This window comes from Deferrivibrio essentukiensis, from assembly GCF_020480685.1.
In the GTDB taxonomy this organism is placed as follows: Bacteria; Chrysiogenota; Deferribacteres; order Deferribacterales; family Deferrivibrionaceae; genus Deferrivibrio; species Deferrivibrio essentukiensis.
In genome coordinates this window covers 131744-153389 of the sequence record NZ_JAJAFU010000005.1, presented here as the reverse complement: position 1 = coordinate 153389, position 21646 = coordinate 131744, and the positions used below count along the sequence as shown (strand labels likewise).

Annotated in this window: 19 protein-coding genes; 15 read left to right on the top strand and 4 right to left on the bottom strand. The window is 33.0% G+C overall.

Features of this window, described 5'->3' with window-relative positions:
- From LF845_RS04580 to LF845_RS04565, 4 genes are all read right to left on the bottom strand, one after another.
- Positions 1-408, bottom strand: a 408-nt coding sequence (locus LF845_RS04580; RefSeq protein WP_242819823.1) for a hypothetical protein, incomplete at its 3' end; no start/stop codon positions are given.
- Between the two features lie 212 nt (positions 409-620).
- The gene (locus LF845_RS04575) at positions 621-974 is read right to left on the bottom strand and encodes a hypothetical protein (RefSeq protein ID WP_242819822.1); all 354 of its coding nucleotides are present in this window, start codon (positions 972-974) and stop codon (positions 621-623) included.
- 9 nt (positions 975-983) lie between these two features.
- Positions 984-1178 carry a type IV pilin protein gene (locus LF845_RS11880; RefSeq protein ID WP_278252162.1) on the bottom strand — a complete coding sequence of 65 codons (195 nt, stop codon included), beginning with the start codon at positions 1176-1178 and terminating at the stop codon, positions 984-986.
- A 400-nt stretch (positions 1179-1578) separates the two neighbouring features.
- Positions 1579-2406 (bottom strand): DsbA family protein, encoded by an 828-nt coding sequence (locus LF845_RS04565; protein ID WP_242819821.1) that lies wholly within the window; start codon positions 2404-2406, stop codon positions 1579-1581.
- A 203-nt stretch (positions 2407-2609) separates the two neighbouring features.
- Between LF845_RS04565 and LF845_RS04560 the strand changes: the two genes are divergently transcribed.
- The 15 genes from LF845_RS04560 (at position 2610) to LF845_RS04490 (ending at position 21643) form a co-directional block, all read left to right on the top strand.
- Complete coding sequence (locus LF845_RS04560; protein ID WP_242819820.1) at positions 2610-4235, top strand: bacteriohemerythrin; 1626 nt, start codon at positions 2610-2612, stop codon at positions 4233-4235.
- Positions 4236-4928, top strand: a complete 693-nt coding sequence (gene queC, locus LF845_RS04555) for a 7-cyano-7-deazaguanine synthase QueC (protein ID WP_242819819.1) — start codon at positions 4236-4238, stop codon at positions 4926-4928. It begins immediately after the preceding gene.
- Positions 4929-4943: 15 nt separating this feature from the next.
- Positions 4944-5906, top strand: a complete 963-nt coding sequence (gene pfkA / locus LF845_RS04550) for a 6-phosphofructokinase (protein WP_242819818.1) — start codon at positions 4944-4946, stop codon at positions 5904-5906.
- Positions 5907-5909: 3 nt separating this feature from the next.
- Complete coding sequence (locus LF845_RS04545; protein WP_242819817.1) at positions 5910-6434, top strand: cob(I)yrinic acid a,c-diamide adenosyltransferase; 525 nt, start codon at positions 5910-5912, stop codon at positions 6432-6434.
- Positions 6421-6864 carry a GatB/YqeY domain-containing protein gene (locus LF845_RS04540; RefSeq protein ID WP_242819816.1) on the top strand — a complete coding sequence of 148 codons (444 nt, stop codon included), beginning with the start codon at positions 6421-6423 and terminating at the stop codon, positions 6862-6864. The genes LF845_RS04545 and LF845_RS04540 overlap by 14 nt, the downstream gene beginning before the upstream one ends.
- Positions 6851-7384: a CvpA family protein gene (locus tag LF845_RS04535; protein ID WP_242819815.1), complete on the top strand. Its 534-nt coding sequence runs from the start codon at positions 6851-6853 to the stop codon at positions 7382-7384. Before LF845_RS04540 ends, LF845_RS04535 begins: the two co-directional genes overlap by 14 nt.
- On the top strand, positions 7381-9666 hold the full coding sequence (locus LF845_RS04530) for an endonuclease MutS2 (RefSeq protein ID WP_242819814.1): 2286 nt from the start codon (positions 7381-7383) through the stop codon (positions 9664-9666). The genes LF845_RS04535 and LF845_RS04530 overlap by 4 nt, the downstream gene beginning before the upstream one ends.
- 252 nt (positions 9667-9918) lie before the next feature.
- The gene (locus LF845_RS04525) at positions 9919-13281 is read left to right on the top strand and encodes an AAA family ATPase (RefSeq protein WP_242819813.1); all 3363 of its coding nucleotides are present in this window, start codon (positions 9919-9921) and stop codon (positions 13279-13281) included.
- On the top strand, positions 13282-13599 hold the full coding sequence (locus LF845_RS04520; protein ID WP_242819812.1) for a hypothetical protein: 318 nt from the start codon (positions 13282-13284) through the stop codon (positions 13597-13599).
- A 1-nt stretch (position 13600) separates the two neighbouring features.
- On the top strand, positions 13601-14728 hold the full coding sequence (gene ftsY, locus LF845_RS04515) for a signal recognition particle-docking protein FtsY (protein WP_242819811.1): 1128 nt from the start codon (positions 13601-13603) through the stop codon (positions 14726-14728).
- Complete coding sequence (locus LF845_RS04510; protein ID WP_242819810.1) at positions 14715-15536, top strand: hypothetical protein; 822 nt, start codon at positions 14715-14717, stop codon at positions 15534-15536. Before ftsY ends, LF845_RS04510 begins: the two co-directional genes overlap by 14 nt.
- Positions 15523-16542, top strand: a complete 1020-nt coding sequence (locus LF845_RS04505) for an SPL family radical SAM protein (RefSeq protein ID WP_242819809.1) — start codon at positions 15523-15525, stop codon at positions 16540-16542. Before LF845_RS04510 ends, LF845_RS04505 begins: the two co-directional genes overlap by 14 nt.
- Positions 16514-17419 carry an ROK family protein gene (locus LF845_RS04500; protein WP_242819808.1) on the top strand — a complete coding sequence of 302 codons (906 nt, stop codon included), beginning with the start codon at positions 16514-16516 and terminating at the stop codon, positions 17417-17419. Before LF845_RS04505 ends, LF845_RS04500 begins: the two co-directional genes overlap by 29 nt.
- Positions 17406-19382, top strand: a complete 1977-nt coding sequence (gene uvrB / locus LF845_RS04495) for an excinuclease ABC subunit UvrB (RefSeq protein WP_242819807.1) — start codon at positions 17406-17408, stop codon at positions 19380-19382. The genes LF845_RS04500 and uvrB overlap by 14 nt, the downstream gene beginning before the upstream one ends.
- Positions 19383-19384: 2 nt before the next feature.
- Complete coding sequence (locus LF845_RS04490; RefSeq protein ID WP_242819806.1) at positions 19385-21643, top strand: penicillin-binding protein 1A; 2259 nt, start codon at positions 19385-19387, stop codon at positions 21641-21643.
- The last annotated feature ends 3 nt before the right edge of the window (positions 21644-21646 follow it).

The window sequence follows — 21646 nt, the reverse complement described above, 5'->3', positions numbered from 1 at the left end:
ATCATATAATCTTTCTCTTATCTTGTGAATGTAATCTTCTGCAAGCTCTTTTTCGTAAGTAGGTAATTTACTGCAATCTTTAAGATAAGTGTTTGCATAGTCAGGTAATTTATATAGTTTTTTCCATCTACTTAAAACTTCTTCATCCGTTAATTCAGAGACAGCTTCCCGGTCAATTTTAAGGACAATATGATAATGATTACTCATAATAGCATAGCCAGCAATATGTACAGAATAAATTTCAGTAAGTTGTTTCATTCTATCGACAATCCACTGGCGGCGATGGTCAAAGTCTTTGCCGGTAGCAGAATCAACACCGCAAAGAAACGCTCTACGGACACATCTTGATACACAATGATACCAGCTTGTATCTTCAAGGGAAACAAAGCTGCTTCTTGGCTTTGTCATGGCTACCTCCTGATAGATAAAAAGTAGCAAATTCGGGCAAAAAAGTCAATAAATAAATGCCTGTCCTTTTATTTCCTTCCAAGTACCTAAATGCCTGTCCTTTTATTTTTGCCTGTCCTTTTATTTTTGTCCTTTTATTTTTATTGATAATAACCGTAAAAAAAAGGCGATATAAAATCGCCTTTAATATTTTAAAATGTTCATAAGTAATATTATAAATCAGTCCATTCAGAAGATGGAAAATCAGAAGAATCGCCATTAGAAACAGGTGAATCTGGAGCATTTTTTGCACAATCTTCATCAGTGCATTTTTGAAATTTAATTTTTTCCATTCCACTTGCCCCACCATATATTTTAGTTCCAGCACCATTATAAGTAGCGGCAGAGTAATCTTGATAGTCAGTACCATTTGGTGTAGCAGGATTAGACGCTTTAAAATCCGCATTGACATTTTTAGACATATTTAAAGTAGTATTATCTGTAAGTGAAATTGAAGTACTCCACTCTGCAAAAGCACCTGAAGATACTAAAATTAAAATTGAAATTGTTAAAAGCATTGTCTTCATAATTCCCTCCTAATAATAATTTTTATCAGCATATTCAGCTTCAGCTGATGTCTGAATAGTTTTAAGGTCGCTTAAAGCAGCAGAGTCTTGAGCATTCTTCCTATACTTAGCAAACTGTGGAATAGCAATAGCTGCCAAAATACCTATGATAGCTACTACGACGAGCAGCTCGATCAATGTGAAACCTTTTTTAGTTTTCTTCATATTTACCTCCTACGGTTTTTTTGTTGTAATCAACATAGAGAATTATATGCCATAGATTTATTATATGCAACAGAAATTTTAAAATATTGTTCTTAGTGTTTTTTATGAGTAATATTTGTGATATTAATTACTCCTTTTGTTTGTAAGTGTTTATTATATAATGAAATTATGTTTATTGTTCTAATAGTGGTTAAAAACTTTTTTGTTAATAAATAAAATTTACGATTTTTATCTCTGTTTTTCAAATTTGACAAAAATGTCAAAATTGACAAAATTGTTTGCAAGGTTAAGTGTATTTTTGTAGTGCGGTGATGAGTGGTACAAAGAAAAAAGCGGACAACCTTTAACGTAGAACATTCAACGTAGAACTTTGAACTACAAAGGTTGTCCGCCTCTTTTACTACTTAAGCAAATTAATCCCTTTATCAATAAGCTGAGTGTTAAACCCTTCTACTTTTCTACCGTTGAAAAATAGGACAGGTGTAGAGCTAATCCCTAATGATTGAGCGTATTCTTCGTTAGCTTTTACTCTATCTTCAATGGTTTTATCGTTAACAAGCTTTTTAAACTCTTCTGTTTTGCCTGACAATTCCGCAAATTTATTGATTATATCTTCATCCGTCATTTTGTCATATTTGCCTGAATACAGCTCATCAGCAAAATCTTTGTTTAACTTTATCCCTGCTTCAAATATTTTTGCATAAAGTACTGCTTTGTCGTGAATTGAAAGGGGGACATGAAGCATATAGAGTGCATAATCTTTTTTTCCTTGCAGTTTTTCGTTTAGGTAGCTGTGAGCTTTCCTGCAGAATGGACACTGAAAGTCGCTGGCATCAACAATAATATTTTTGGAATTTTTATCACCCTTGACAAATGTAAGTCTGGATAAATCAACCTTTTCGATATCATATTCAAAAGCATAGTCTTTGATAAGACTGCTCCCTTCTTTAATATTTATCACATCAGGTAAAAGGTATTGGCCGTCAGAAATTATATATTGCTTGGCTTTTCTGTTTCTTGCTTTGTCATTTATATCTACCTTAAAAAAGTAAAATCCTTTTAGTGAATCGATAGGTTTTAAATTTGTGATAGTCAGCTCAATATCATTTAGCCCTCTTTTTTTGAAATTATCAAGCAGGGCTGACTTTAAAGTGTCTTCAACCGATGCTGCAAATACAGTTGAAGCAAAAATCGTAACAGTTAGTAAATACAGAATAAATCTTTTCATAAATATGACCTCCATAAATTTTTTTGAAATATATTGGTGTAGGATTGCTTTTGCAAGGAAAAGTTTAAAAAATCTAAAGTATATTTGCAATTTGGCGAATTTATATATTAGTTAAATAAAATTTATAGTTTTTAGTTGAACAATTTTTTATAGTAAATTATAAGTTTTATAAGTTTTAATTTATACACTCAAGGAGGTTAAGGATGAAGCTCAGCCTTAAAGCAAAGCTTTTTTTGTCATTTCTATTAATTGGCTCAATTGGTGGTTTGATTGGACTATTTGGGATTTATAGCCTTTACAAGATAAGCAGTCTTGATAATTTTGACCATATAAAAGAGCTGTCAAACAATTATTTAATGCTCATTATTTTTGTTATGGTTATCGGGACTTTGATTAATTTGATAATTATTTTTCTGTTTTTAAAATATTTGTTTAAGAATATAAATAGCATAAGCTCTATTTGTAAAAATTTATATGTAAATAATTTCAGTATTAAAAAATCATCTGATATTTCAAATGATGAGCTTGGTGATGTGTCAAGGCAAGCTTACTCTTTTGTAGATAAATTTTCGGGAATTTTGAGAAGCTTTCTCGACTCTACTGTGTCATTAAAGGGTGCGGCGAATGATTTGATTGAAATTAGTGAAAATATTAATAACGGAGTAATGACGATAAATGATAAGACTCAAAGTGTATCCTCTGCTGCTGAAGAGCTTTCGGCTACAAGTGTAAATATTTTGGAAAATACAAATAATACTTTCTCCCTTTCGGAAGAATGCCAAGATGAACTTAATAAGACAATTGAAAGGATACACCTTAATAAAAGTCAAATGTTGAAAATCAACGAGTCTTCTGAGGCTGTCGCTGAAACTGTTAAAAAATTTCAAACTTTATCCAAAGAGATAGGTGGAGTAATCACAACTATTAATGATATTGCTGATCAGACTAATTTGCTTGCGCTTAATGCGGCAATTGAGGCAGCAAGGGCTGGGGAAGCCGGACGTGGATTTGCCGTTGTCGCTGATGAGGTAAGAAAGCTTGCAAATAAGACTACTGACTCTACAAAACTCATTGAAGATGTTATTAGAAGCTTAAATGATGAAGTCAAAGTAATTGTAGAGACTGTCCATAATGAGGTGAAAGAGGTAGAAAAAGGGATTGATTATACAAATATGACTGAGGAGTCAGTAAAAATTGTTAATGATAAGTTTTCCCAAATAAATGAAGCTTTAAGAAATATTACTGCGGCTGTTGAAGAGGAAAATGTTGCGATTTCAGACATTGCAGCCAGTATGAATGATGTTGCTGCTTCTATTGAAAATATTAAATCCTTGGCCACTGATAACTCAGAAGCAGGTAATAACTTGTTTAAACTATCTTTAAATCTTGCTGAATTAATGCAAGGGATAAATGTCGGAGAAATTAAAAATTTTATTGAGTGGGACAGTAGCTTTGAAACAGGTATAACAGAATTTGACAATCAACATAAAAAATTGGCAGCGCTTATTAATAGGATTTATAATGCTATCAGGGATTCAAGGGCACAAAATGAAGTAGAAGCTATTTTAAACGAATTGGTTGATTACACTGTGTATCACTTTGACAGTGAAGAGAAAGCTTTTAAACAATTTAGTTATCCCGAATATGCCGAGCATAGAAAAATTCATGAAGCATTAAAATCACAAGTGGGTAAATTTATAAATGATTTAAAATCCGGACGTTCATCAATAGGTTATAATTTAATGGAATTTTTAAAAAGTTGGCTGTTAAATCATATTAAGGTCGAAGATAAAAAATATAGCAAATTTTTAAAAGGGAAAGTGAAGTAGATGAAAAAAGCTGTCGTACTTGTTAGCGGTGGGCTTGATAGTTGCGTTACTGCCGCTGTTGCAAAAGATTTGGGATATAATCTTTGTTTGTTGCATGTAAATTACGGTCAACTAACAGAAAAGAGAGAATTAAGAGCGTTTAATGATATCGCCGAATATTACAATGTAAATGAGAAGTTAATTGTGGATATTTCCTATCTAAAGGAGATAGGCGGCTCTGCTTTGACGGATGAAAATATTGACGTGGAAGAAGGTAGTCTTAACAGAGTGGGGATTCCTAAGACATATGTGCCATTTAGGAATGCAAACATTCTTTCCATAGCTACCGCATGGGCTGAAGTCATAAAAGCTGAAAAAATATTCATAGGTGCTGTGGAAGAAGACAGTTCGGGTTATCCTGACTGCAGAAAAGTATTTTATGATGCGTTTAATAATCTTTTAAAAGTAGGTATAAATCCTGAAAATGATATCGAAATAATCACCCCGTTGATAGAGCTTAAGAAGAGAGATATAGTATTGCTTGGTAAAAAATTAAATGCTCCATTGCACTTAACTTGGTCGTGTTACAAAAGTGAAGATTTGGCATGCGGAAATTGTGACAGCTGCTTTTTAAGATTAAGAGGATTTAAAGAGGCAAATGTCAAAGACCCTATAAAATATATAACATACCCTAAATTTTATGATACAATTTAGCAAAAGGGGGTTTATATGAAAAGAATAGCACTTCTTACAAGCGGTGGCGATTGCCCGGGAATGAATGCAGCTATCAGAAGTATTGTCAGGACTTGTCTGAGTATGAATATTCAGGCTTTTGGAGTGGAGCAGGGTTACAAAGGACTTATTGAGGGTAAGCTGTTTTCTATGGAAAGTAAAAATGTGGCTAACATTATTCAAAGAGGTGGCACAATATTAAGAAGTGCCAGAAGTGAACAATTTAAGACAAAACAGGGGCGTGATATTGCCGTTGAGGTATTAAAGAAGAATAAAATTGACGGACTTATTGTGGTTGGCGGGGATGGCTCGCTAACAGGTGCCAATATTTTGTATAAAGATTATGGCGTAAAAGTTGTGGGATTGCCGGGTTCAATTGACAATGATATTTACGGCACAGATATGGCAATTGGCGTGGATACAGCTCTTAATACTATTTTAAAATGTATTGATACAATTAACGATACTGCAAGCTCCCACGACAGGACTTTCTTAATAGAAGTAATGGGGAGAAATTGTGGTTATCTTGCCCTTATGTCTGCAATTGCAGGTGGGGCTGAAGCTGTCCTGATACCGGAAATACCTTATGATATTGAGGGGATTATTAAAAAAATTAAGAAAAGATACGAAGAAGGTAAGACAAGAAGCATAATAGTAGTCGCAGAGGGTGTAGGGTCAGCGTATGACTTTGGGAAAGTATTTGGAATGATTGGTGGTTTTGATACTAGAATTACTGTTTTAGGACATATTCAAAGGGGTGGCTGTCCGACAATTTTTGACAGGATTTTGGCTACAAGGCTTGGCACTGCAGCTGTTGAGGCTCTTGTATCAGGAAGCTCAGGGGTTATGATGGGATTACAGAAGACTCAGGTCGTGCAGGTGCCATTTGAAGAAGTATTTGGAAATAAAAAGAGAATAGACAGTAAACTTCTTGAGATAGCGGAAATTTTAAGTAGGTAATATATGAGTATTGCTACTAAAAAAGGGGACAAAGGGGAAACATCACTTTTTACAGGTGAGCGTATATCTAAATCAGATTTGAGAGTCGAAGTTTATGGGACTTCTGATGAATTGATTGTATTTATAGGTAATTTAAGAGTAAATACCCATTTTTTTGAAAGTGAGCTCATTGAGATTCAAAAAAGACTTTATCGTATGAATTCTTATTTTGCTTCAAAGAAAGATAAAGAAAAATTTTTATTAACAAAAGATGATGTTGATTTTTTGGATAATTTGTTAAATAAGTTAGAAGACGAATTTGGCAAAGTAGAAGGCTTTATATTGCCATCCGAGTCAAAAGGTGCGGCACTTTGTGATATTTGTAGAGTAGTTTGCAGAAGACTTGAGCGCAGAGCTGTCACTTTAAGTAAAATTGATGATGTGGATTCAAATATTTTAAAGTTTATAAATAGGTTGTCGGATGTATTTTTTATGATGGCAAGAGTGATAGGAAGGATGGAAAAAGGGGTGTTACGTGGATTTAATTAACAAGATTACCGAAGATATGAAAACAGCTATGAAAAGTAAGGACAGTGTTGCTCTTAATACTATAAGAATGTTAAGGGCAGAAATTAAAAACGCTGAGATTCAAAAAATGGGGCAATTGAGTGATGATGAAATTATTAAAGTGATTCAAACTGCTATAAAAAAACGCAAGGAAGCAGCTGAGCAATATAAAAATGCAGGCAGGGAAGATTTGTGTGAAAAAGAGCTGAGTGAGGCAAAGGTGTTGGAAAAATATTTGCCTGAGCAGCTTAGTGAGGATGAAATAAAGTCTATTATTAGTAATGTAATAACTGAATTTGGTGGTGGCAATTTTGGAGTTGTGATGAAAAATGTTATGGAAAAAGTGCAAGGTAGAGCTGAAGGGAAAGTGGTAAATCAGTTGGTAAGGGAGATGTTAAATGGAAATAACTGATATTATTTTATTAATAATAATTGGTGTTTTTGCTGTAAAAGGGCTTTTGAAAGGTCTTATAAATGAAGCTTTTGGTATTTTAGGACTGATTTTAGGTTATGTAGTTTCGTTTCAGATTTATACACCTATTGCAAAAATCATAAATGGTATGGGCTTGAGTGATAAGGTAGCGGGAGCGGTAGGGTTTGTCCTTGCGTTTCTTATAATCTACATAGCCCTTCTAATTATAGGCAAACTTCTTGCGAGGTTTTTCAAGGCTATAAAGCTTGGCTGGGCAGATAGGACTCTTGGAGCATTGTTTGGTGCATTAAAGTCTGCGGTTATCCTAAGTATAATTTTATCAGTGGTAATTTCATTTACACCAAGAAATTCAGAATTTGCAAAAAAACTTGAAAAAAACTATGTTTCAGGAAACTTGCTAAAACTCACTCCTTATGTTTTTGATGTATTGAATAAGTTACCTAAGGATAAGAAGAAAAATCCATTTAAGAATGAAAGCTTGTTAGATAAGTTTAAATGATTTTTTTTGAAACACTTGAGTTTGATACCTTTAAAGAATATTTAAAAGGTAAGTTTGAGTCCGCCTTTGCTTGCGAATATCTGAGTAATTTAAAACCATTCCAGAGTGAAAAAGATATTTTAGCAAGTCAATCGTATTTTAAAGAGATATTTTATATTTTATCAAACAAAAATGATTTGAAACTTCCTGTGGATAGCGAATATATCGATTTTTTTATCAGAATAAAAGACCCTTATGCAGTCTTTACTCCTGAAGATTTTATAATATTTAAGAATTTTCATTCTCAGGTAAATGCTTTTAAAAAAGAGATTTTAGAGTTTGAACAAATAGTTCATTTAAAGGATATTACTTCAAATATTTATTCCTTTGCAGAAATAACGGCTTATATCTCCGAGAAGATAACTGATGATGCCAAAGTAAAAGATGAGGCAAGCAATAGCCTTTTTGATATTAGAGAAAAACTAAGAGAATTAAGAAAAACACTTACATCCTCAATTAATAAAATATTTAGCAGGAGCGATGCTGAAAAATTTATCCAAGAAAGGGTGGTAAAGGAGTACAATAATCGCTACGTGCTTCTTTGCAAAACAAATTTTAGACAATATATAAACGGGATTGTCCATTCAACCTCAGGCAGTGGACAGACCGTATACGTGGAGCCTAATTTTCTTGTAGATTTAAATAATCAATATCAAGATTTGGCGGGGAAAGAAGATAAAGAGGTAAGAAAGATATTAAAAGGTATTTTGGACAGAATTAAGTCCAATATTTATGAAATAGTTGAGTCTGCTAAAAATTATAGTAAGCTGTCCTTTATGTTTAGCGTAGCTCAAGTTTATACGGGCTATAAATATTGTATCCCGGAAATTTCAAATGAAATGATTTTTGATGAAATTTATCATCCGCTTATTTTGTTTTCAAAAGATAAAGATGCTGTACCAATATCATTTGAGATGAAGAGTAACACAAACCTTATAATCATTACCGGGCCAAATACAGGCGGGAAGACTGCTGCTTTAAAAACCGCCGGGCTTAATACTATAATTGCTAAGTGCGGTCTACCTCTTTTTGGCAGATACGCAAAGATAGTTAATTTTAATAATATATTGGCAGATATAGGTGATAATCAATCGCTGATAATGAGTTTAAGCACATTTTCATCACATATTTTAAATATAAAAAAAATACTTGATGTAGCTGATGCAAATTCATTAGTCCTGCTTGATGAGGTGGGGACTGGGACTGAGCCTCTTGAAGGTGCCGCACTGGCACTTGGGACGCTTAAAAGATTGCTTGAAAAATCTGCTAAGATTATTGTAACTACGCATTTTTCAGATATAAAAACATTTGGGTTGAAGAGAGAAGATTGTGAAATATATTCAGTTGATTTTGATTATAAGACCTTTGAGTCTTCATACAAACTTTTAAAAGGGGTAGTGGGTAAATCAAGCCCAATTGTAATTGCTAAAAAGTTGAATTTTGATGATAAAGCGATTCAATTTGCAAATGCGTATCTTAATGAAAAGGTTTCAGACAAAGAGAGGGTGTTTGAGGAATTAAACCTTTTAAAAGCTGAGATTGAAAGGGAGAAGCTGAATATTCTTGAAAAAGAAAAGATATTGGTTGCTAAAGAGTATGAGATAAATACCCGGGAAACCGAGCTAAAAGAAAAACTTGAGCTTAAAGAGATTAAACTTCTTGAGGAAACCTATCTTCTTTTGAATAAGGCAAAAAATGCTGCTGAAAATATTAAAAATATTAAAAGTGATAAGAAATTTGTTGAAGAGAATCTTGATAGAGTGAAAGATAGACTTGATAAGCTTAAAGATAAAAAGTCGATTAAGGATGAAATTAGTAAAGGGGATAATATATTTCTTGAAAAGTATAATAAAGTCGCAAAAATATTGGAGATTAAAAAAGACAGTGTACTCGTAGATTTGGAAGGGATAAAGGTTACTTTGAAAAAGAATGAAATTATAGGTAAAAAAATTAAACCTGAATCGGAAAAAATTGTAAAAGTTAAAAAAGATGTAAAATCTTCAGCGAAAACGGAAATTGTGATAATAGGCAAGACGGTTGAAGAGGCAACTGATGAGGTTGAAAAGGCCATTGACAAAGCTTTACTCAGCAATTTATCACACCTTTACATAGTCCACGGCAGAGGTTCAGGATCACTAAGAAAAGGGATACACGAATTTTTAAGAACAAATCCACTTATCAAATCATTTCGTATTGGTGATAACAGTGAGGGCGGCCAGGCTGTCACTGTTGTGGAACTGTAGTAATACAAAAAAGACAGGCTTTTTCCCCGTGATTTGTGATTGGTGAAAGATAAAAGGTAAGAAGTGAAAGGTAAACTTTGAACATTGAACTTCGAACTTTGAACTTTATAATATTATTTGCCTGGCACTTTATTTTTGGCACTTTATTTTTAAAAACTTAGAGTGCAAAAAAATATGAAGTGAATGCAGCAAATCAGACCTTGTAATTTTTTGAAAAATATTTAATAATCCTAAGTTTAATAAGAGGTGGCAATGAAGTTTAAAAGTTTATACTTGCAAGGTTTTAAATCATTTGTAGATAAAACTGTAATAGATTTCCCCGATGGTGTTACCTGTATTGTGGGTCCAAATGGTAGCGGTAAAAGTAATATTTTGGATGCTATCAGGTGGGTCTTTGGTGAACAGAGTCCTAAAGAGCTCAGGGGGAATAACATGGAAGATGTCATTTTTGCCGGCTCTGAAAGCAGAAAACCGTCAGGATTTGCTGAAGTATCTTTGGTTATAAAAGATGTGCCTGAAGATGTGTCTGTTAAATGGGGTACTTTATCTGAAGTAATGATTACACGGAAATACTATAAATCCGGTGAAAGGGAATACCTCATAAACTCCAGAAAATGTAAATTAAAAGATATTAAAGAGATTTTTTATGATACAGGTATTGGTGCGAGGAGTATTTCAATAATCGAGCAAGGGCGTGTAGAAAAGATAATACAAGCGACCCCTGAAGAATTAAGGTTATTTTTTGAAGAAACAGCAGGTGTTACAAAATATAAAGAGAGTAAAAAGGAAGCGGAAAGGCGACTTGCTCAAACAAAAGACAATTTAAATAGAATCATAGACATCATTAACGAAGTGAAAACCTCAATGGGAACCCTTTCAGATCAAGTTGAAAGGTTGGAGCACTACAAAAGATTAAAAGATGAAAAAGAGTTAAAGGAAAAAGTTTATTTTAGTAATGTCTACAAAATTGAGAAGGATAAAATTAAAGATTTAAATGAGAGAATAAATAACTTTACTGTTGAATTATCAACTGAGATTGGAAAATTTGAAAAACTTAGAAAAGAAGAATATGAAATAAAAAGTGAAATAAACAAATTGGATGTTGAGAAAAATACATTAAACGATTTGATAATTAAGGATAATGCAAACATAAGTTCATTGGAAAGTGATATTAAAATTTTAAGAAATAACCTTGATGGTGCTGAAAATACAAAAAAACATATAAAAAATGAAATAGAAAGCTCTAAGAATAAACTGAAAGAGTTGTCCGACAATAAAGAAACTCTTATTGCTGAAATAAGTGGCTTTGAAAGCGAGTTTGAGGAGTTAAACAATCAGCTTCAGGATTTAAATAATGAACTCGAAGAGCTTGTTTATCAAAAAGAAAATTATGAAGAAGAACTTGTAGAGCTTGAAAGCAGATTTCTTGAATATACAGAATCAATTACAAATAAACGTAACGAAATTTACAAATGTGAAACAGAAATTGAGCGTATTGAAAAAGATCTGACTAATCTTGAAAAAGAATACTTTGAATTGGAGTCTAAAAAAAGTGCTGCCAAAGAGGGGTATGAAAAATCTCTGAAAGAGAAGGGGAGTATTGCCGACGAATTAAATATTTTAGAAGAAAATCTAAAAAACTTTAATGAATCTTTGTCAAGCTATAAACAAACGAGAGAAAGGCTTGTTAAAGAATTAAACAGTGTCAACATGGAGTTGTCTTCACTTACGTCAAAAAGAGATACATTAGTGTCGCAGCTAAGCACGGAACTTTACGGCAACCAAAAAGGGAGCGTTAGTATAGATTCATTTAAACCAAGGCTATTTTTGGAGATTGCAAATCAACTTGATGAAAGTTTTGGAAAAATATATGGGGATTTGATAGTTTTTGATGCTGACAAAAAGGCTGATGTGCTTGAGAATATTAAAAATATCCCTATTTCAATGAAGTTTATTTTTTCCGATGAGGTGGAAGATTTTATTAAAAATCTTACTTTAGCAAGGTATGAGCAACATTCTGATAACATCATAAAAGTCGGCAACATTTATCACAAAATTGGTAGCGACAATAAAAGTAAAATTATCATTGAATTGAAGTCACAAATTGCAGATATAGAAAAAAGGTTGAAGATATTAGAAAGCTCAAAGGATGAAATTCAAAAACAAATTCATAATATTGATAAAAATTTAGAAGATTTTTCAGATAAGATAAGCAAATTATCTTCATTGAAACAGGAATATGATAGAAAAATGATTACTTTTGAAAATGCTGTTATTAATTTTGAAAAAGAAATAAAAAATATACAAGAAAGAAGCAGTATTATTTTGAGTGAAAAAGAGTTTAATAAGAAAGAGTTAAATGTAAGAAAAACCAATCTCAAAAAGCTTAAAGATGAGCTTGATATAATTGGAGACGGACAGAAAAATATAGATGCAGAGAAAGAGGATATTGAGGAAAAAATTGAATTTTACCAATCAAAAATTGATGATTTAAAGGATGAAATTTCCTCTATAAAAGCTAACTCAATGGTTATTAATGAAAGGTTAAAAAGCCATAAAAAATCGCTGCATTTGATTGAAAGAGAGATTTCAAACACTTCTTCAAATATTTCAAATTTGAAGAGCAGGCTTGAAAAATTATTGACTGTCAATATTACAAATTGGAATGCATCTATAGAGGAAAAAACACTGCTTTTGAAGGAAGCAAACATAAAAAAACTGAAAAATGAAGAGAAAAAACAGTTTATTGTTAATAAAATGGAAGAGTTAAGACAGGAGCTTGATAAGATACTTGAAAAAGTTGAGAAAGCAAATTCGAATATTAAATCCATAGAATCCAACAAAAGTATGCTTGAAATAACCATTGCAGAATGCAGGCAGCATATTATGTCTGTCAGAGAGCAGTTTTTGGATAAATTTAATATTGAAATAGATACACTTTATGGTGACTTTATAGAGGAAGACTTTAAACAAAATAAACTGAAAAATGAAATTAAACATCTTGAAAGTGAAATTGAAAATTTAGGGCCTTTAAATATGGCTGCTGAAAGTGAATACAATGAGATAAAAGAACGTTATGAATTTTTGGTTGGTCAAAAAGAAGACCTTGAAAATGCATATTCCTCGATAAATGACATTATTAATGAGATTGATAAAAATACTATAAAAAACTTTACAGATACATTTTATATGGTTAATGAAAACTTTGTGAAGGTATTTAAAATCCTTTTTGGGGAAGGGAAAGCAGAATTAAAACTCACTGATCCTGAAAATATGCTTAACACAGGGGTAGAAATTTTTGTTCAACCTCCCGGGAAAAAGCTTCAAAATATGAATCTGCTATCCGGTGGGGAAAAGGCAATGATTGCATGTACCCTTATATTTGCAATGTTTTTGTGTAAACCTACACCTTTTTGTTTTTTGGATGAGATTGACGCTCCACTGGATGATGCCAATGTGGAAAGATTTTGTAAGATTGTAAGGACATTATCTGAAAATACTCAATTTGTGATAATTACACACAATCAAAAGACTATGGCATCAGCCGATTCTTTGTATGGTATTACAATGCAGGAGCCCGGTGTTTCAAAAGTTATCTCAGTAAGGTTAAGTTAAATGTTTGAAGGATTAAATAATTACGATTTTAAAAACATTACTGTTATTCTAATTGACGATATCGGCGAGCTGATATTTAAGGTTAATTGTTCGGATAATTATGAATTTATGATGCTTGTAAATCATACGGCAAATATGATGCAGCAGCTTAAAAAGAATATTTTGTTTGGTGAAATAAAATTTGAAAATTTTTATATAAATTTTTTTACAATAGGGGATTACAAACTTTTTTACATTAAAGATAAAATATTTAGTTATGATGACAAAAAGTTGATTTATGACAGTATGGAAAAAATAAAAAACATAATAGAGGAATAAGATGGGATTTTTTGATATTTTTAAAAAGAAAAAGAGCGCTGAAGTTAAAGAGAGTGAAACTGATGTGCAGTTAATTGAGGAAAATAAGCTGAGTGAAGAGATTCTTGATAAAAAAGATGCAGAGGTTGAAGATATCTTCGAGGAAAAACCTGTAGAAGATGTTGTGCCGTTAAAGAATGAGCCGGTTAAAGAGGACAAAGTAAGTATTTTTAAGAGACTTAAAAATGGGTTAAGTAAGACTTCCGATAAAATTGTAGGTGGGATGGAGTCTGTACTTCTTGGGAAGAAAGTTATTGATGAGGACTTATTAGAGGAGTTGGAAGAGCTTTTTATTTCTGCTGATGTTGGTGTGGCAACTACCCTTAAAATAATTGATAAAGTTAGAAAAGATGTTTCAAGAAAAGTATTAAAAAATCCTTCTGAATTAAAAAAGTATATCAAAGAAGAGGTCTTTAAAATACTTAACATTGATAACAGTTTGAAAATGACTGACCAGAAACCGTATGTGGTGCTTGTAGTAGGTGTAAATGGTGCAGGTAAAACTACAAGCATAGCAAAACTTGCAAAGATGTTTAAAGATAGCGGTTTAAAAGTATTACTTGCGGCAGGGGATACTTTTAGAGCTGCAGCAATAGAGCAGCTTTGTATATGGGGAGAAAGGGTTGGTGTGCCCGTGGTAAAGCAGACTCAGGGGAGTGATTCGGCAGCAGTTATTTTTGATGCAGTGGCTTCTGCCAAAGCTAAAGGTTATGATGTAATTATCGCTGATACGGCTGGTAGACTCCACACTAAACATAATTTGATGAATGAGCTTACAAAGGTTAAAAGAGTTATACAAAAAGAGATTTCTGATGCTCCTCATGAAGTCTTACTTGTGCTTGATGCTACCAGTGGTCAAAATGCTGTAATGCAGGCTAAGGCATTTAAGTCTGATGTAGATGTTACCGGTATTGTTTTAACAAAACTTGACGGGACTGCAAAAGGGGGAGTGATTGTCGGAATTGTTGATGAGCTTGGTATCCCTGTAAAATTCATTGGATTTGGGGAATCTATGGAAGATTTGAAGCCTTTTGATGCAAGAAATTTTGTTGATGCCCTTTTTGATGAGAAGGTGAATGAAAATAATTAAGATTAATTCTGCTAACAAAGTAGACAGAAAAACATTTGACTTCTATTTTCCAAAAGATGTTGAAAGTCTTAACCCTATTGTTCCGTGTGTAAAAATTGATGATACTTTATATGTTATTGCAAATTTCGGTTTCCAGACTAATGAGTTGGTGCTTTTTGAAGAGGTTTGCGATTACGCAGCTGCCATTAATCTTGCAGTTAAATTAAGGGGTGGCAATCTAAATATTATCGAATTATCAAATATATATATGTTTATTCTAAACAATAACTTAAATGTTGAAAACTTTTCGTTTTTTAAGGAATACAATATCGTAAGTAAGAAACAATTTCATATTTTGGAAAGGCTGCAATATTTGCCTGATAACTTGAAATCTTACATAGTAGAAAAAGATATTGCCTTTAAATATTTAAATATTTTGACAAATTTTGATGAAAAGATAATAGAAATAATATCAAATTACGTTCATATAAAAAACCCTTCCGTGTCAAATTTTAGGATTTTAATCAATAATATTTACGATTTTAAGGATGAAATTAATTTTGAAAATGACCTTGATAGTGAGATTTTAAGGCTTAGAAACGAGTTTAATAAGAGAAGATTTGATTTTGAAAAAAAGATAACCGAGCTTTTGCAGATAGGAAATGGTATTGTCATGGAAAATAAAAATAATTTTGAGCTTTGCACTATAAGTGTTAATTTTGAGGTAAAAAGTTTTGAGGATTTTTTAGATAAGATTAAAACTTTAGAAAAGTCGGAAAGAAAGGTCGAGGAAGTATTTAACATATTAAAAAATAATGATTTATGTTGAAAAAAAAGCCTTAAATACAAAAATTGTAGAGTTGCTTAACAATAAAAATATTTCATACGATATTGTTGAAAGTGATGCTGAATTTGAAGATTCAAAAAGTAATATTTTTGTAACTTCTTCAAGAGGCACATTTTTAAGACCTTGCCCCGCCACTAAAATTTATAGATGCTGCCATTATCATGTGTTTGATATAATGGAAGGGTGTCCGTTTGACTGCTCATACTGTATATTACAAAGCTATTTAAATCACGAATATATAAAAATTTTTGCAGATACAAATGCTATAAAGGATGAGCTTTCTATCCTTGATAAGAAAGGGAGGTTTAGGGTAGGCACGGGGGAATTGTCGGACAGCCTTGCCCTTGACAATATTTTTGAGTTTTCCAAATTTTTTGCTCCTATCGTAAATAACCTTGAAAATATACAATTTGAGTTTAAAACAAAGTCGGCAAACATAGGTAATCTGCTAAACCTGAATCCAAAAAATATTATCGTTTCTTTTAGTTTAAATACGGAATATATAGCTTCACATGAAGAACATAGAGCTGCGTCGATAAATGATAGGATTAATGCTGCCAAATCTTTAACGGAATATGGATATAAGGTAGCATTTCATTTTGATCCGATAGTGATTTACCCTGATGCATTTCAAGATTATGAAAAAGTTATCAGTAAACTTGTAAATGAAATTGATGAAAGGTATGTTGAATTTATTAGTTTATCTACCTTCAGGTGCATACCATCTTTGATAGATAAAATAAGGGAAAAGTTTGACAGAAGCATTTTAACCAAATACAGTTATATCTCAGGACTTGATGGGAAATTTAGATATTTCAAGCCTGAGAGATTGGAAATATTAAACTTTGTTTACAAAAGTATTAGAAAAAAATGGCAAAATGTATTTATATATTTTTGTATGGAGCACGCAACAGTTTGGAATAAAATAATCGGGTATGACCCCGGTGAGAGAGAAGAATTTGAGCGATATTTTCCTTGGAAAAGATAACAAAATCTTAGTTTTTGATATTGGTGGCACTAATATTAAATGTGGTCTTTTTGACGGTAACGGCAATCTTATATCATCCGATAAAGTTTATACACCAAAAAACTACGAAGGTTTAGTTGGGCTGGTAAAAGACAGATGTGTTGAATATAACGTCAACTATGTCAGTTTGGGAGTCCCCGGCACTGTAAGTTATAAAGAGGGTATAGTGAAATATGCTCCCAATCTAAAATACATTGTTGGCAAAAATATTATTGATGATTTAAAGATGGTTAACATATTTTCAACAATTGAGAATGATGCAAATATGGCTGCTTTGGGTGAGTATTTTGTGTCAGATTATAAAATTAAAAATTTGGCTTTGGTTACACTTGGTACAGGTGTCGGCGGAGGTTTGATTTTAGATGGTAAAATCTTAAGAAGTGAATTGAGTGTTTTTGAAATAGGACATATGACTATTGAAACAGACGGCTACTTATGCGGGTGCGGTAAAAAGGGATGTTTTGAAGCTTACTGCTCTAAAACAGGTTTAGAAAAAATTTATTTTGAGCTTAGTGAAAATAGAGTTTCGATTGGAGAAATATTACAGTTGGTGGAGCGTAAAAATAATTTAGCTATTTTGGCTGTAAATATTTTTGCTAAATATCTCGGTGTAGGATTATCTAACATTGCAAATATATTTTCTCCCGAAGTTATAATAATTGGCGGTGGATTGTCGGAAGTGGCAACTTATTATTACAAAAGTACTATTAGGGTGTTTGCAAAAAATATTTTCAATGCTTACAAAAACAACACATGTCTTGCTGTTTCAAAGCTCAAAAATAAAGCTGCTCTGTATGGTGGTTATTATCTTTTGAGGCAAAAGTATGGACAAGTATAAATTAGTTACAGAATACAGCCCAAGTGGTGACCAACCTGAAGCGATAAAAAATCTTGTTAAAAATTTCAAAAATGGATTAACCAGACAGGTACTTTTAGGGGTAACAGGCTCAGGTAAGACATTTACTATGGCTAATGTGATAGAGCAGTTAAATGTCCCCACTCTTATTATCGCTCATAATAAGACTCTGGCGGCACAGCTTTACGGTGAATTTAAAAACTTTTTCCCTGACAATGCAGTAGAGTATTTTGTGAGTTATTATGATTACTATCAGCCTGAAGCCTATATGCCGCAGACTGATACATATATTGAAAAGGATTCATCTATAAATGAGGAGATTGACAAGTTAAGACATTCTGCTACGAGAAGTCTACTTGAGCGAAGAGATGTTATAATAGTTGCAAGTGTTTCATGTATTTATGGTTTAGGTTCACCCGAAGCTTATCACGGGATGTTAGTATCAGTTGAAGTTGGTGATGATATTGGAATTGATGAAATTCTACAAAAATTGGTTGAAATAAAATATGATAGAAATGATTACGATTTTCATAGAGGAACATTTAGGGTAAAAGGTGACACTTTGGAAGTATTCCCTTCTCATGAAGATAAACTCGCTTATCGAATAGAATTCTTTGGTGATGAGATAGACAGAATATCTGAATTTGACCCGCTAACAGGTCAAACCATACAGACAAGGCCTAAAATTGCTATTTATCCCAACACTCACTATGTTACAAGTAAAGTGACAGTAGATGATGCAATCAAGCAGATTAAGGCGGATTTGCTTGAGAGGGTAGCTTATTTTGAAAAAGAAAATAAGCTGCTTGAAGCTCAGAGGCTTTCTCAAAGGACTATGTTTGATATCGAAATGATAAAAGAAACCGGCTATTGCAATGGGATTGAAAATTATTCAAGATATTTTGAAGGAAGGTTGCCGGGGGAGCCACCACCTACATTGTTAAGTTATCTGCCGAAAGATGCCCTTGTGATAATAGATGAATCTCATATGACTATTCCTCAAATTAGAGGAATGTACAACGGGGACAGGTCAAGAAAAACTACATTGGTTGAGTTTGGTTTCAGACTTCCTGCTGCCCTTGACAACAGACCCTTAAAATTTGAAGAATTTTATGAAAGGGTTAATAATGTACTTTATGTCAGTGCTACCCCTGCTGAATTTGAATTAGAAGATTCAAAAGGTATTGTTGTCGAACAGATTATACGCCCCACTGGGCTTGTTGACCCTGAGATAGATATAAGACCTGCGAGAAATCAAATTGATGATGTTTACTCTGAAATTGTTAAGACAGTAGAGAAAGGGGAAAGGGTATTGGTTACCACCCTCACAAAAAGGATGGCTGAAGATTTGACAGCATATTTGAAAGATTTGAATATTAGGGTAGAATACTTGCATTCGGATATCGACACTCTTGAGCGTGTTAAAATTATCAAAGGTCTTAGAGAAGGGGAGTTTGATGTATTAATAGGTATAAATCTTTTAAGGGAAGGGCTTGATATGCCGGAGGTAAGCCTTGTGGCAGTGCTGGATGCGGATAAGGAAGGATTTTTAAGGTCTGACAGAGCTTTAATTCAGACAATTGGCAGGGCGGCAAGGAATGTAAATGGGAGAGCTATATTTTATGCAGATAAGATGACCGGGTCGATATTAAGAGCCTACAATGAAACAAAGAGGAGAAGAGAAAAACAATTAGAGTATAACAAAGCTCACAATATAACCCCTGAAACCATCAAAAGTAAAATGAATGATATACTTGTGAGCATTTATGAAAAAGATTATGTAACTATCCCTAAAAAGGGTGAAGTTGATATTGAGCTTACGGGAAATGCCAAAAAAGATATTGAGACTCTTGAAAAAGAGATGTATAAAGCATCTGAAAATCTTGATTTTGAAAAAGCTGCAAAAATAAGAGATATTCTTTTTGAATATAGGATGAAGAGTTAGCTATGAAGATATTTAAGATATTTGTTGTAATTTGCTTCACAATTTTTTTGATTAGCTCACTATCAGTGCTGGTCTATATTTATAAACTAAGCAGTGAGCTGCCTTCTATCAAACAGCTCAAGGATTATTCCTATAAAATCCCTACTTTAATTTACGACAGAAAGGGTAGGCTGATAGGGGAACTTGGAAAGGAGAGACGTTACCCCGTCAAATTTGAGCAGATACCGCTTTATCTCAAACAAGCCGTTATTGCCGTAGAAGATAGCAGATTTTATGAACATGGCGGTGTGGATTTTTTAGGCATACTAAGAGCATTTTTTACCAATATAAAAGCGGGAAGGGTAGTTGAGGGGGGAAGCACTCTGACTCAGCAGCTTGTAAAAGTAATTTACTTGACCCCTGAGAGAAAGTTAAAAAGAAAAGTAAAAGAAGCGATTTTGGCTTATAAAATCGATAATTATCTTAGCAAAGATAAAATTTTAGAAATTTATTTAAATGAAGTTTACTTTGGTAGAGGAGCATACGGAGTCGAGGCTGCCGCACGAAATTATTTTGGCAAATCCGTTTCCGAATTGACCTTGTCAGAAGCTGCTCTTATTGCAGGTCTACCTAAAGCTCCCGGAATTTATGCACCTCATATTAGCTTGAAAAAATCTCTGGTGAGAAGAGACCATGTATTGTATAGAATGTATGAAGAGGGGTATCTGACTGAGAAGGAGTATGAAGTTGCTAAATTGGATGAGATAAAAATCATTCCGAACATCCCTGATAAAATTTTATCAGCTCCTTATTTTATAGATTTTATAAGAAGTTATATAAATGACAAACTTGGTTTGGATTTATATGACAAGGGGTACAAAGTAAATACAACCCTCGATGTAGATTTTCAAAATATTGCTGAAAAGGCAATTTCAAGCAACTTGCTTGATTTATCAAAACGCCAAGGATACTTTGGAGTAATCGGGAATATGTCTGAAGAAAATATAGAAGAAAAAATCAATAAGGTAAAGTATATAGAAAGATATGGCTTTAGGATTGTCAAGGTGACAGATGTCGATAGAAAGTATGCTGATTTTGTATCCCTTGACAACTCTTCGGAAGACTTCCTGAAGGGAAGAATTGAACTTATAAAAAATAGATGGGCAAAGCCGTATGGCTCAGATATAAGGCTTTTGGATGATATGCGAAAAATTATTAGAAATGATGATGTAATCATTGTGCAGAAGACAGGTAACGGAAATTATTTATTAGCACAGGAACCAAAAGCAGAAAGTGCTCTTTTGTCTATGATTCCCCAAACAGGAGAAGTGCTGAGCATGGTAGGAGGCTTTGATTATTCAAAGTCTATGTTTAACAGAGCAACACAGGCAAGAAGGCAGGTCGGAAGTCTTTTTAAGCCAATTGTGTATACTGCGGCACTTGAAAGTGGAATGAATATAAATACTCAAATATTGGATGCACCTGTTATTATGGATACCGGTGAGGAAGGTAAATATTGGAAGCCTGAAAATTTTGAACAGGAATTTTATGGATTTACTACGCTAAGACAGGCACTTACCAAATCGAGAAATATCGTTACAATAAAAGTTGCCGAAAAAATAGGTATAGATAAGATTATTTCATATGCCAAAAAGTTTGGTATTACTACTGACTTTCAAAGGGATTTATCTGTAAGTATAGGCTCTGGTGCCATCTCTTTACTTGAGATGGTAACAGCTTTTTCTGTTTTTCCAAATATGGGTGAATATGTAGAGCCAATATTTGTAAAGTCCATAGAGGATTACAGCGGCAATACTGTTTATGAGGTTAATGAGCAAATAAAATATCAGGCAATAAAGCCTGAGACTGCTCAGATAATGACGGATACTCTTATAAATGTTGTAGAAAACGGTACAGGAAGAAAAGCAAAATTTATTAATAGGTTTATAGGTGGGAAAACAGGTACTACGAACGATTACAAAGATGCTTGGTTTATTGGTTTTTTACCAAACCTAACTATAGGTGTATGGACTGGATTTGATGATTTTCAGTCACTTGGAAGGCTTGAGACAGGGGGTAGAGCTTCTTTGCCTGCTTGGATAGATTATGTAGTAGGCGTATTGCCGGAAGTAGATTTTGATGTTTTTAAGTCTACAGACAATGTAAGCTATTTAAAAGTTGACAAGGAGACCAGTCAGATTACCGAAAGCATTATGGATGAGTTTGAGTTTTTACCTTTTGACAATAGTAGATTAGGTATGACGTCAGAAAATAGTATGTAGTAT